This window comes from Microbacterium enclense, from assembly GCA_038182865.1.
GTDB lineage: Bacteria > Actinomycetota > Actinomycetes > Actinomycetales > Microbacteriaceae > Microbacterium > Microbacterium enclense_B.
In genome coordinates this window covers 4,215,586-4,227,849 of record CP116226.1, presented here as the reverse complement: position 1 = coordinate 4,227,849, position 12,264 = coordinate 4,215,586, and the positions used below count along the sequence as shown (strand labels likewise).

11 protein-coding genes are annotated in these 12,264 nt (G+C 69.6%); 7 read left to right on the top strand and 4 right to left on the bottom strand.

Annotated features, from left to right (window positions below):
• Nucleotides 1-5: 5 nt before the first annotated feature.
• Both pcp and PIR02_20105 read right to left on the bottom strand, forming a co-directional pair.
• Nucleotides 6-638: a pyroglutamyl-peptidase I gene (pcp, locus tag PIR02_20110; GenBank protein ID WZH37024.1), complete on the bottom strand. Its 633-nt coding sequence runs from the start codon at nt 636-638 to the stop codon at nt 6-8.
• Between the two features lie 28 nt (nt 639-666).
• Nucleotides 667-1,263, bottom strand: coding sequence for an NAD(P)H-dependent oxidoreductase (locus PIR02_20105; protein ID WZH37023.1), 597 nt, complete (start codon nt 1,261-1,263; stop codon nt 667-669).
• 186 nt (nt 1,264-1,449) lie between these two features.
• Here PIR02_20105 and PIR02_20100 point away from each other — a divergent pair, with 186 nt between their 5' ends.
• Nucleotides 1,450-2,040, top strand: coding sequence for a TetR/AcrR family transcriptional regulator (locus PIR02_20100; GenBank protein WZH37022.1), 591 nt, complete (start codon nt 1,450-1,452; stop codon nt 2,038-2,040).
• 13 nt (nt 2,041-2,053) lie between these two features.
• On the opposite strand, the gene PIR02_20095 is transcribed toward PIR02_20100, so the two are convergent.
• A complete protein-coding gene (locus PIR02_20095; protein WZH37021.1) occupies nt 2,054-2,236 on the bottom strand; it encodes a hypothetical protein in 183 nt (60 codons plus the stop codon).
• Between the two features lie 144 nt (nt 2,237-2,380).
• Here PIR02_20095 and PIR02_20090 point away from each other — a divergent pair, with 144 nt between their 5' ends.
• From PIR02_20090 to PIR02_20075, 4 genes are all read left to right on the top strand, one after another.
• Nucleotides 2,381-2,911, top strand: coding sequence for a sigma-70 family RNA polymerase sigma factor (locus tag PIR02_20090; GenBank protein WZH37020.1), 531 nt, complete (start codon nt 2,381-2,383; stop codon nt 2,909-2,911).
• On the top strand, nt 2,908-4,098 hold the full coding sequence (locus tag PIR02_20085; protein WZH37019.1) for a hypothetical protein: 1,191 nt from the start codon (nt 2,908-2,910) through the stop codon (nt 4,096-4,098). Before PIR02_20090 ends, PIR02_20085 begins: the two co-directional genes overlap by 4 nt.
• Nucleotides 4,099-4,132: 34 nt before the next feature.
• Entirely contained in the window at nt 4,133-5,929 is a 1,797-nt protein-coding gene (locus PIR02_20080; protein ID WZH39054.1) for a proline--tRNA ligase, read from the top strand.
• Between the two features lie 85 nt (nt 5,930-6,014).
• Nucleotides 6,015-6,836 carry an aldo/keto reductase gene (locus PIR02_20075; GenBank protein WZH37018.1) on the top strand — a complete coding sequence of 274 codons (822 nt, stop codon included), beginning with the start codon at nt 6,015-6,017 and terminating at the stop codon, nt 6,834-6,836.
• A 37-nt stretch (nt 6,837-6,873) separates the two neighbouring features.
• On the opposite strand, the gene PIR02_20070 is transcribed toward PIR02_20075, so the two are convergent.
• Nucleotides 6,874-7,683, bottom strand: coding sequence for a DUF1206 domain-containing protein (locus PIR02_20070; protein WZH37017.1), 810 nt, complete (start codon nt 7,681-7,683; stop codon nt 6,874-6,876).
• Between the two features lie 104 nt (nt 7,684-7,787).
• Here PIR02_20070 and PIR02_20065 point away from each other — a divergent pair, with 104 nt between their 5' ends.
• Nucleotides 7,788-9,626, top strand: coding sequence for a lipase family protein (locus PIR02_20065; protein ID WZH37016.1), 1,839 nt, complete (start codon nt 7,788-7,790; stop codon nt 9,624-9,626).
• A gap of 99 nt (nt 9,627-9,725) precedes the next feature.
• The gene (locus PIR02_20060; protein WZH37015.1) at nt 9,726-12,221 is read left to right on the top strand and encodes a glycogen/starch/alpha-glucan phosphorylase; all 2,496 of its coding nucleotides are present in this window, start codon (nt 9,726-9,728) and stop codon (nt 12,219-12,221) included.
• Nucleotides 12,222-12,264: the final 43 nt, after the last annotated feature.

Here is a 12,264-nt window from a genome sequence, read left to right as displayed (position 1 = left end):
TCGCGTCAGGAAAGCGTGCCGCCCGGTGCCGCGATGTCGTCGCGCACCTCGAGCGCGGTGCGGACCGTCAGCTCGACAGCTCGCGCGATGTCGTCGAACGGAAGGGATGCCGCTCCCTCGGGGGCGCTTTCGCGCGCGTACGGTACGTGCACGAATCCCGCGCGCACGCCGGGGTCGACGGCGTCCAGTGCGGTGAACATCACGTGGTTGCAGACGAAGGTGCCCGCGGAGTGCGACACGGCGGACGGGATTCCTTCGTCGTTCAGGGCCGCGGCGATGGCCTTGACGGGGAGCGTTGCGAAGAAGGCGGCGGGGCCGCCGGCGACGACCGGTCGGTCCACGGGCTGATCGCCGTCGTTGTCGGGGATCCGGGCGTCGGCGAGGTTGATCGCGATCCGCTCCGGCGTGACGCGCGTGCGCCCGCCCGCCAGACCGGTGGCGATGACGAGGTCGGGGCGGTGTTCGTCGAGCAGCCGTCGGAGTCGCGCCGCCGCCGTGACGAACGACACCGGCAGCACCTCGACGACGAGCCGCTCCTCGCCGGTCCACCGCTCGCCGACGAGACGGACCGCGTCGCCGGAGGGGTTCGTGGCATCGCCGGCGAACGGCTCGAAGCCGGTGAGCAAGACGGTGGTCATCGCTCCAGGCTATGTCGAGGTCGTCGGCTCAGGCGCGGACGCCGACCGTGACCCGGGCATGACGCACCCGCGCGTCACGACGAGCGACCTCCTCCACCCCCGCGAGCCACGCGGCACGGGTGCGATCGTCGGCCGTTCGGACGGAGGGGAAACGCGTCGTGCGGACCGTCGTGACTCCGCAGAACCGCAAGGTCTGGTTACGGACTTGCCGGACGGTCGGGTCGCCCGTCCAGGTCAGGAACCAGCGCGGGGAGTCGCTCGTGACGAGGAGGCGGCCGGTGCGGGCGGGGAGGAGCCCCTCGGGCAGTCCGTTGGGGCGGTAGCGATACGTCTGCTTCGGCAGGAGGACGCGGTCGAAGAAGCCTTTCAGAAGCGCCGGGGTCGACGCCCACCAGACAGGGGTTGCAACGACCACGTGCGTCGCGGTGAGGAGAGCATCGAGTGCGCGCTGAAGGTCGGGCTCGAGGGGCTGCGGTGCGCGGTAGCCTCCGCGAAGAACGGGGTCGAAGTCGAGGTCGCGCACGGACAGAAGGTCCGCGTCACCGTAGGCGGCGGCGTAGCGACGCGCGAGGGTCGCGGTGAGGGAATCGGACGTGGGGTGGCCGTCGATGATGAGGGCGGTCATGGGATGCTCCAATGTGGACACTGTCAAGAATGTGGGCAGGAGCAAGATAGCGTGTTTTGCGACGGAATGTGCAAAGTCGTCGCCGAGCGCATCTTGCTGTGACCTCGGGTGGCCCCGCCGTCTCTCCGACGACGGGGCCCGCGGGATGACCTCACGCCCCCCGCCGCGCCGTCTAGCATCGTGCGTGTGTCCCGATCGACGACGTACCACCACGGAGATCTGGCTCCGGCCCTGCTCGACGCGGCGGACGAGCTCCTCGTCGCGGGGGGAGTCGGTGCGCTCAGCCTGCGCGAGGTCGCTCGTCGCGCCGAGGTGAGTCACAACGCGCCGTACCACCACTTCGCCGACCGCAAAGCGCTGCTGAAGCGACTGTCGGAGCGGCACATGGGTCAGCTTCTCGACGCGCAGAGGCGGGCGCATGCTGAGGCTTCGCCGGGGATACCGGCTCTCCGGTCGATCGCGGAAGCCTACGTGGGCTACGCCGCCGCGCACCCGCAGGGTTTCGCCCTCGTCTTCGACCCCGAGATCTGCGTACCCGGGTCGCCGTCCGCGGAGATGGCTCCGCTGATCCGCGCGAACGAGGAGCTGCTGGCAGAGGTGCTGGCCACCGTCGACACCGCCCTGAGCGGGGCCGCGCTCGAGGCGGCGGTGGCCGCGGTGTGGTCGTTCGCCCACGGTATGGCCACGCTGGTGGTCGCCGGCCACCTGCCGCGCGACGGCATGGCATCCGGACTCGATGCCCTCGTCGCCCTCGCCCGGGCCGTGCCCCGGGAGTGAGTCCGCCGGGCGGTCAGCCCAGGTCGAACTCCGCCCGCAGACGTTCCCGCACGAGCACGGAGGGCGGGTACTCGGTGAAGAACCGAAGCTTGTCGGCCAGCACATCGTCGCCGGAGACATCGTCGCTCCCGTTCGTCGCGGCGGTCGCGCTCCGGAGGGGCGCGTCGAGGACGAGCGCGACACCGCCGGTGATCACCGCGGATCCATCGGGGCTGCACGCCCTCACCCGAGAACCCCCGCGGTGAGCGCGCGGGACGCGGGGCGCGAACTCGTTACCGGTTCGTGATCGAGATCGCGCCGGAGTCGGGAACTTCTGGTGTGGTCGCGGACACTACGGGGTGTGGATGTTGATGACGCCGGGCTGTGGGCTCGGGTACTCAGGGGCGATGAGCAGGCTTTGGCGGTGTTGTTCGATCGGTATGAGGCGCGGTTGTTCCGGCATGCGTCGCGGTTGTTGACGCATCGGGAGGATGCGAAGGATGCCGTGACGGTGGCGTTCTTCGAGTTGTGGCGGAGGCGGGCGTCGGTGCGGGTGGTGGAGGGGTCGCCGTTGCCGTGGTTGTTGAACACGGTGGCGCATTGTGCGCGGAATCTGGAGCGGTCGGGGCGGCGGTATCGGGCGTTGTTGGATCGGGTGCCGGTTGCGGGGGCGTCGGTGTTCGAGGTGCATGACGACAGTGAGGTGTTGGTCGCGTTGCGGCGGTTGCCGGAGCGGGAGCAGGCGGTGGTGGTGTTGTCGGTGTTGGAGGGGTACTCGGAGCGGGAAGTGGCTCAGGCTCTGGGTGTTCCGGTGGGAACGGTGAAGTCGCGTTTGGCCCGCGCGAAGGCGAAGTTGCGTGGCGAGCTCGCGCAGGAAGGAGCGCGGGCATGAACGATGAGTTGACGCCTGATGAGCGTGCGGCGATGCGGGCGCGGATCGTGGGGGGAGCCCGCGACATCAGCCCCGCCGGTGCGCACCGGAACGCGTGGATCGCGGGATCGGTGGCGGCTGTTCTGGTGGTCGCGATCGCCGGTGGGGTCGTGGCGACCTCGACGCTGAGCGCGCCGCCGATCGCCAACACCCCCACCCCGACAGTGACGCTCCCGCCCATCCCCGAGCCGACTCCCACACCGACGCCGACCGTCGGCGAACAGCGGACAGTGACGCAGCCCGTCTCCCGCTTCGCCTTCGGATGCGACGACGTGGCCCCGCGAGTTGCGGAGTTCTTCGACGGGGAGGTGCCCGACGTGGCATCCACGATCCCGCGTTCGCGCGGCAATGCGTGGACGCAGGGGCCGCTGCAGTACTCGTTCGCCCAGGCGGGAGCGCTGTACTGCGAGTTCGGTGACATCGGCGGCACGTGGGTCACCGTCGCCATGATCCCCGACGCGCAGGGGGCGATCGAGGATCGCGAGTCGGTCGTCGGGCCCGACTGCGGGGCGAGTCTCCCGTGCGAGTCGATCGATGGGACGTACCTCTTGGTGGACGCCGGAACGGCACCCACGGACAACGGCTCCAGCGGCGATCCGGTGAAGATCGAGGCGGCCTATCAGGCTCTTCGCGGGGACATTCTCGCGTCGCCGCCCTCCGCCGCGCAGTGGGAGCCTCCGACCGGCACCACACTCCTCACCGGTGAATGCAGCGGGATTCTGTCCGCGGAGCGTTTCGGGGAGGCGGTCGGGATCGCCGACATGTCCATCCGACACGAAGGCGGCGGGTGGAGCATCGAGTCCTGGATGCTCTCCGGCTACTGGGATGCCCCGTTCTGCTCATACGTCGGTCCCGGCGACGACCCCTGGACGGACGGCACGGGTGCCCTGATGATGTGGCTCCCGGGCGGTGAGTGGGCGTACGACCAGGCGGACCTGGGCGATGCGGTGCCCGCGACGGGCGGTCGGGCGACGGACATGGTTCGCCTGACGACCGTGGATGTGGGCGAGCTGACGTCATTCGACGCCGACGTCCTCGTCGACGGGAACTGGATGCGCGTCCGTCTTCCAGAGAGTGTCGCCGAAGCCGATCGCCCCGCTGCTGCCGCCCGTGTGGCGGAAGCGCTGTTCGAGCGGGCCTACGGGTGAAGCCATGGCATCCACCGCTCTAGACTCGATGATCGTGGTCACCCGTCTGTCGAACTTCTTCCTCCGCACGCTTCGCGAAGACCCCTCGGATGCCGAGGTCACGAGCCACCGCCTGCTCGTGCGCGCCGGATACATCCGTCGCAATGCGCCGGGCATCTTCGCGTGGCTGCCGCTGGGGCTGAAGGTCAAGGCCAAGATCGAGACGGTCGTGCGCGAGGAGATGGCGAACGCCGGGGCGTTCGAGGTGCACTTCCCGGCGCTGCTTCCGCGCGAGCCCTATGAGGTCACCGGACGCTGGGAAGAATACGGCGACGCGCTGTTCCGCCTGCAGGACCGCAAGGGTGCCGACTACCTGCTCGCGCCCACGCACGAGGAGATGTTCACGCTCCTCGTCAAAGACCTGTATTCGTCCTACAAAGACCTGCCGCTGACGATCTACCAGATCCAGGACAAGTACCGCGATGAGGCGCGTCCCCGCGCGGGCCTGCTGCGCGGCCGCGAGTTCACGATGAAGGACGCGTACTCGTTCGACGCAACGGATGCCGGACTCGACAGGTCGTATCAGGCTCAGCGCGACGCCTACGAGCGCATCTTCACGCGCCTGGGTCTCGAATACGTCATCGTCGCGGCCGACGCCGGTGCGATGGGCGGCTCGAAGTCGGAGGAGTTCCTGCATCCGACGCCCATCGGTGAGGACACGTTCGTTCGTTCCGCCGGCGGCTACGCGGCCAACGTGGAGGCGTTCACCACCGTCGCACCCGAGGCCCTCCCCATCGAGGGACGGCCCGAGCCCGTGATCTTCGACTCCCCGAACACCCCGACGATCGCGACGCTCGTCGATCACGCGAACGCCCACCTCGACGCACCTGCGCCCGGCATCGCGGGCCCCGCGACGGCCGAGGCCGCCGCCTGGACCGCCGCGCACACGCTCAAGAACGTGGTGCTCGCTCTCACGCACCTCGACGGCACGCGCGAGCTGGTCGTCGTGGGCCTGCCCGGCGACCGCGACGTCGACGACAAGCGCGTCGAGGTGGCGTTCGCCCCCGCCGAGGTCGAGGCCGCCACCGAGGCGGACTTCGCGAAGAACCCGCTGCTGGTCAAGGGCTACATCGGTCCCTGGTCGCCCACCGGACCCGTGCTGGGCGAAGAGTCGGCGACGAACATCCGCTACGTGCTCGACCCCCGCGTGGTCGACGGCACAGCGTGGATCACCGGAGCCAACATCGACCAGAAGCACGTGCACTCGCTCGTCGCCGGCCGTGACTTCGTCGGTGACGGCTTCGTCGAGGTCTCGACGGTGCGCGCCGGAGACCCGGCGCCCGACGGGTCCGGTCCCGTGGAACTCGCGCGCGGCATGGAGATCGGCCACGTCTTCCAGCTCGGCCGCAAGTACGCCGAGGCTCTGGGGCTGAAGGTGCTGGATGAGAACGGCAAGCTGGCAACCGTCACGATGGGCTCGTACGGCATCGGCGTCACGCGCATCCTCGCGATCATCGCCGAGCTCAACAACGACGACAAGGGGCTGATCTGGCCGACCTCGGTCGCGCCGTTCGATGTGCATGTCGTGGCGACGGGCCGTGACGCCGCGGCGTTCGAGCTCGCCGAGACCGTCTCCGCCGACCTCGAGGCCGCGGGGCTCGACGTGCTCTACGACGACCGCCCCAAAGTCTCGCCGGGTGTGAAGTTCGGCGACGCCGAGCTCGTCGGCATCCCGCGCATCCTCATCGTGGGCCGCGGCGCCGCCGAGGGGCAGGTCGAGCTGTGGGACCGCCGCACGGGCGAGCGCGAGACGCTGCCCGTGGCCGAGGCGGTGGCCGCGCTCACCCGCTGAACCCTGTCGAAACGGCACCCTCCGACACCGATCGAGGGGTGCCGTTTCGTCGTTCGAGGCTGTCGACGCCGGTAGCGTGGATGCCATGATCTCCGCTCCCCGCGTGTCGCTGTCCGACGGCTCCACCATCCCGCAGCTCGGTGTGGGGACGTACAAGGTCCCGGCCGGGGTCACCGCCGACCTCGTCGCCGGAGCGCTCTCCGCGGGCTACCGCCACGTCGACACCGCTGCCCTGTACGGCAACGAGAAGGAGGTCGGGGAGGGACTCCGGGCATCCGGTCTCGAGCGCGACGAGGTCTTCGTCACGACCAAGGTCTGGAACGACGACCAGGGGTTCGACGAGACGCTGCGCGCCTTCGATGCCAGCGCCGCGCGGCTGGGCGTGGACCGCGTCGACCTCTACCTCATCCACTGGCCGATCCCCAGCGCCGACCGGTACGTCGACACGTGGCGCGCGCTGGTTCGTCTGCAGCAGGAGGGGCGCGCGACCGCGATCGGAGTGAGCAACTTCGCGATCGCGCACCTTGAGCGCCTCCGCGCCGAGACGGGCGTGCTCCCCGCGGTGAACCAGGTCGAGCTGCACCCGCGGTTCCCGCAGAACGAGCTCGTCGACTGGGATGCCGCGAACGGCATCGTCACCGAGTCCTGGGCCCCGCTCGCCCGCGGCGGTCTGCTCGACGAGCCCGTCCTCATGCGGATCGCCGCGCGCTATGGCAAGACGCCGGCCCAGGTCGTCGTGCGCTGGCATCTCGACCGCGGACTCGTCGTCTTCCCGAAGTCCGTGTCGCTCGACCGTCTCCGGGAGAACGGCGACGTCTTCGACTTCACCCTCGACGCGGACGACCACGCCGCGATCGCGACGCTGGAGACGGGGGAGCGTACCGGTCGCGACCCCTCTCTCGACTGAGTCCGCGGGTCGCGCCGCCCCGGGCGCATCGCCGTCGTCACACGTCGAGACGGGCGTAACGGGCGCGGAAGATCGTGAACACGCCGTAGGCGAGGAAGCCGAGGCCGACCAGTGTCGCGAGCACGGGCCCCGCGGGCAGTGCCATGAGTGCCGACACCGCTCCGTCGAGGCCTCCCGCGGTGTCGGGCTCGACGCGGATCGCGGCGACGGTGAGCAGCACGCCGACCACGCCGAGGGCGATGCCCTTCGCGACGAACCCTACGGCGCCCAGGGCGCTGAGCGCGTGCCCCGCCGCGCCGTCGGGGATGCGCACCTTGTCGTGGAACGAACGCCGCACGCCCATCCAGGCGAAACCGACACCCACCCCGGCGACCACCAGCCCCGTCGTCCCGAGGACGAATCCGCCGATGGGCAGGGTGAGAACGCTTTCGCTGAGGTCTTCCGTCGTCTTCTCGGCGCGCGGTCGCGCCCCCAGCGCCACGGCGGCCGAGATCACTCCGATCACCACGAACACCAGGCCCTGCGGCGCCTCGGCGGCGATTCGCGCGATGCGCTTGCGCCCCGAGAGCCCGCGGGGCGCAACGGCCTGCAGCAGGTGCCAGCCGCCCAGGGCCACCAGCCCCGCGGCGAGAGCCCACAGCGCGACGGCGCCGAGCGGAAGGGCGGCCATCGCGCGGAACGCGCCCGTCTGATCCGTGTCTTCCGCGGCGCCGAAGCCGACGGCCAGCACGAGGCCGCCCACGAGCAGGTGCAGGATGCCGTTGGCCACATAGCCTCCTCGGGCGGCGAGGCGGAACGCGGGGTTCGCCTCGGCCTCACGGGCGGCGGAGCGAGCGGACGACGGCACCCCGGAACCGTATTCGTTCGCGAGTCCGGAAGACAGTCGGTTGCGCGCGGCGTCCGAGCGGGCAAGAGCCCGTCGCGAAGGGGCGCGCTGTCTATCATTGCCTGATGCCCGCCTCCCGACGCCCGCGCCCGCGTCGGTGGAACGCCCTCCCCGCGCTCACGCGCAACGCGCCCCCGCGGGTGCTTCTCATCGTCGGTGCGGTGGTGGTGCTGCTCGGAGCGCTGATCGTGTCGCGGCCGCTCACCTCGATCGTGCTGCTGGGCGTTTACGTCGGAGCGAGCGCGGTCGTCATGGGAGTGGTCGAACTCCTCGGCCGCACCGCGAGCTGGTGGGCCCGTTCGGTGGCCGCGGCCTGGATCGTCGCGGGGATCGCGGTTCTCGTCTGGCTCGGACGCAGCCTCGAGCTCTTGCCATCGGTCCTCGCCGTCCTCCTCGTGATCGGTGGCATCGCCTCGATCGGACGCGCCGTCGCGCGCGGCTCCGTGAGCACGCGCGTGTTGTCGCTGTCGTGGGGCGTCGCGCAGGTGGCGTTCGGTCTGCTGTCGTTCACGTGGCCCGATGTCACGGTGCTCGTGCTCGCGGTCGTGTTCGGTGTGCGCACGATCGTGTTCGGCGTCGGGGTCTTCGCACGTGGGGTGAGCGGCATCCGTCGTCCACGTCAGCACGCGACGCCGTTCGACCCGGAACGCGCCGTCCGTCGTCGGCGCCTGCGCGCTCGCTGGACCGCGGCCGGCCGCTTCGCGCTGTCGTTCGTGCTCGTGGCCACCGCCGCGGGCGGCTGGTGGGTCAACGACTGGCTGCACGAGGGTGCCCCGGTCGTCGACGCGTTCTACGACCCACCGGCCGAGGTGCCCAGCGGCCACGGTCGGCTCATCCGCTCGGACGCCTATCACGGGCGCCTCCCTCAGAACGGTGACGTCACGCGCATCCTGTACACGACACGGGATGCCGTGAGCCGTCCGGCCGTGGCCAGCGCGATGATCATCACGCCCAAGGATCCGCCGCCCGGTCCCCGCCCCGTCATCATCTGGAACCACGGCACCACCGGTGTCGCGCAGGGGTGCGCCCCGAGCTTGCGCGACGCGACCGCGACCCGTTGGGCGATCCCGGCTCTCGAGCAGGCGCTGAAGGCCGGCTGGGTGGTCGTCGCCAGCGACTTCTCCGGACAGGGTGCACCGGGCGCCTATCCGTATCTCATCGGCAAGGGCGAAGCCCGGTCGTCCCTGGACGCGGTGCTGGCCGCCGCCGAATTGCGTACCGACCTCGTCCTCTCGCCCGACACGGTCGTCTGGGGGCACTCGCAGGGAGGACACGCGGCACTGTGGACGACCGCGATCGCCGAGGACTACGCGCCGGGAATCGACGTGCTCGGAACCGCCGTGGTCGCCCCGGTGGCCGACCCTCCCGCCCTCGCGAGGGAGCTTCTGTCGGGACCGCCCAACGCCATGCTGTCGGTCATCACGTCATGGGTGCTCGTGCCGTACTCCGAGACGTACCCCGACGTGCACGTGAACGACTACATCGCCGAGGGATCGCGCTCGATCGTGCTCGAGATGACCCAGCGCTGCCCGACGGAGCCGGGCGTCGTCGTCTCCGTCCTCACCGCGCTCGGGGTGTCGGAGGACCGCCCGCTCTACAGCGCCGACCTCACCGACGGGGCGCTCGGTCGTCGACTCGCCGAGAACGCCATGACAGCTCCGTTGGGCACACCGATGCTCGTGGCCTGGGGCGCGGACGACGAGGTCATTCCGCCGAAACTGCAGCGCGACTACGTCCAGAAGCTCTGCGAAGAGGGGCAGCCGGTGCGGTGGGCGACGTACACGGGGTACGACCATCTCCGCCCGATCCTCCCCAAGTCGCGCTTCCTGCCCGTGCTGTACGACTGGACGAAGAACCTCATCGAGCGCAAGCCGCAGGTCGTCGACGGGTGCGGGCTGCGCTGAGCAGGCGGTATCCGGTCGCCGTGCGGCATCCAGGTGAAGATCGTGTGTCGTTCTCGGTCGGTCTTGGCGCGGCGCGGCGGTTCTGATTACGGTCGGAGGGTGCCCGAGAACAGCTCAAAGCTCCGCCCGACCCACCCGCTGGCCGTTGCCCCGGTCGTCGCTCCGGCGGCATCGGTCGATGGCTTCACGAAGCAGTTCCTGCAGAACCTGAACTTCGACCAGGGCGTGACGCTGTCGACGTCCGACGTCAACGATCAGTACCTCGCTCTCGCGTACACGGTGCGCGACTACCTGATGGCGCGCTGGTTCGACGACCGCGCGGCGCAGAAGACGCAGCAGGCCAAAACCGTCTGCTACCTGTCTGCCGAGTACCTCTTGGGTCGCCAGCTCGACAACAACCTCCTCGCCGCGCGCCTCACCGACATCGCCACCGAGGCGCTCGCGCAGTGCGGTATCGACATCGACGATCTCCGTGAGGTCGAGATCGAGCCCGGTCTCGGTAACGGCGGTCTCGGCCGCCTCGCGGCGTGCTTCATCGACTCGTTGGCCACCATGAGCGTGCCGACGATCGGCTACGGCATCCGATACGAGTACGGCATCTTCCGTCAGGCCTTCGCCGACGGGCAGCAGATCGAGCAACCCGACGCGTGGCTGCGGATGGGCTCGCCGTGGGACTTCGCCCACCCCGAGGCCGCGCAGACGATCTCGTTCGCCGGTAGCACCGAGACCTACGACGACGAGGGCGTCGAGCGCACGCGGTGGGTTCCCGAGTGGAACGTGCTCGCCGTGCCGTACAACATGATGGTCCCGGGCTACCACAACGGGCGCGTGAACACCCTGCGCCTGTGGCGCGCGGTGGCCACGAACGCCTTCGACCTGCACACCTTCAACTCCGGCGACTACGTCGAGTCGGTACGCGCACAGACCTTCGCCGAGAACATCTCCAAGGTGCTCTACCCCGAGGACTCCACACCGCAGGGCAAGGAGTTGCGCCTGCAGCAGCAGTACTTCTTCGTCGCGGCCTCCATCGCCGACTTCATCGAGAACGTCCTGCCCTCCGACTTCGACCTCGACAAGCTCCCCGAGCGCGTCATCTTCCAGCTGAACGACACCCACCCGGTCATCGGGGTGCCCGAGCTGATGCGCGTCCTCGTCGATGAGAAGAAGCTCGAGTGGGATGCCGCCTGGGCCATCACGCAGAAGTGCTTCGCCTACACCTGTCACACGCTGCTGCCCGAGGCGCTCGAGGTCTGGCCGGTCGACCTGCTGGGCCGCCTGCTCCCGCGGCACCTGGAGATCATCTACCGCATCAACGACGCCTTCCTGCTCGAGGTGCGCGAGCGCTTCGGCGACGACGAGATGCTCATCCGCAACATGTCGATCATCGGTGAGCATCCCTCCCGCTCGGTGCGGATGGCTTATCTCGCCACGGTCGCCGGCTCCAAGGTCAACGGCGTCGCCGAGCTGCACTCGCAGCTGCTGCGCGACAACGTGCTGAAGGACTTCGCCGCGATGTGGCCCGACAAGTTCACCAACGTCACCAACGGCGTCACGCCCCGCCGCTTCCTGCGCCTGGCGAACCCCGATCTCTCGGCCCTCATCACCGAGGCCCTCGGTGCCGGGTGGACCGTCGATCTCGAGCGCCTCCGCGGGCTCGAGGCCCTGGCCGACGACGCGGACTTCCGCGAGCGCTTCGCCGCGGTGAAGGCGTCGAACAAGCGCCGGCTGAGCCGCGTGCTCGAGGCACGCGGAGAGGACCCCCTCGACGACGGTCACATGCTCGATGTCATGATCAAGCGCCTCCACGAGTACAAGCGGCAGACGCTCAAGGTGCTGCACATCGTCAGCACGTACGAGGGCATCGTCTCGGGGCGCCTGCCCATCGAGAAGGTGCAGCCGCGCACGTTCCTTTTCGGTGCGAAGGCCGCACCCGGCTATGGCATGGCCAAGCGGATCATCCACCTGATCAACGCCGTCGGTGAGGTCGTGAGCGCGGACGAGCGGGTCGGGGGCAAGCTCAAGGTGCTCTACCCGGCCAACTACAACGTCACCCTCGCCGAGAGCATCATCCCCGCCGCCGACCTGTCGGAGCAGATCTCGCTCGCCGGAAAAGAAGCCTCGGGCACGGGCAACATGAAGCTCGCCCTCAACGGCGCACTCACGATCGGTACGGACGACGGTGCGAACGTCGAGATCCGCAGACTCGTCGGCGACGACAACTTCTTCCTGTTCGGCATGAGCGAGCCCGAGGTCGAGGCCCTGTGGGCCGAGGGCTACCGGCCCGCCGACTTCTACCAAGAGGACGACGAGCTCCGCCGCGCGATCGACCTCATCGCGTCCGGTGCGTTCTCCGGTGGCGACCGCACGGTGTTCGAGCCGCTCGTGTCGAACCTGCTGTACGACGACAGGTTCATGGCACTCGCTGACTTCCGGTCCTACCTCGACGCGCAGGACCGCGTCGACGCCGCGTACGCCGACCAGGACGGCTGGGTTCGCTCCGCGATCCTCAACGTCGCGCGCAGCGGGTACTTCTCCTCCGACCGTGCGATGCGGGACTACCTCGACCGCATCTGGCACGCGGCTCCCGTCATCTGAGCGGGTCCGGATGCCGCGCCCCGGCGTCGTGGCATCCGGTTCG

What these genes read in the sequence shown, in the direction of transcription:
- PIR02_20085 (WZH37019.1), top strand. Translation starts at nt 2,908, where the DNA reads ATGAACGATGAGTTGACGCCTGATGAGCGTGCGGCGATGCGGGCGCGG.
- PIR02_20065 (WZH37016.1), top strand. Translation starts at nt 7,788, where the DNA reads ATGCCCGCCTCCCGACGCCCGCGCCCGCGTCGGTGGAACGCCCTCCCC.
- PIR02_20075 (WZH37018.1), top strand. Translation starts at nt 6,015, where the DNA reads ATGATCTCCGCTCCCCGCGTGTCGCTGTCCGACGGCTCCACCATCCCG.
- pcp (WZH37024.1), bottom strand. Translation starts at nt 638, where the DNA reads ATGACCACCGTCTTGCTCACCGGCTTCGAGCCGTTCGCCGGCGATGCC.
- PIR02_20105 (WZH37023.1), bottom strand. Translation starts at nt 1,263, where the DNA reads ATGACCGCCCTCATCATCGACGGCCACCCCACGTCCGATTCCCTCACC.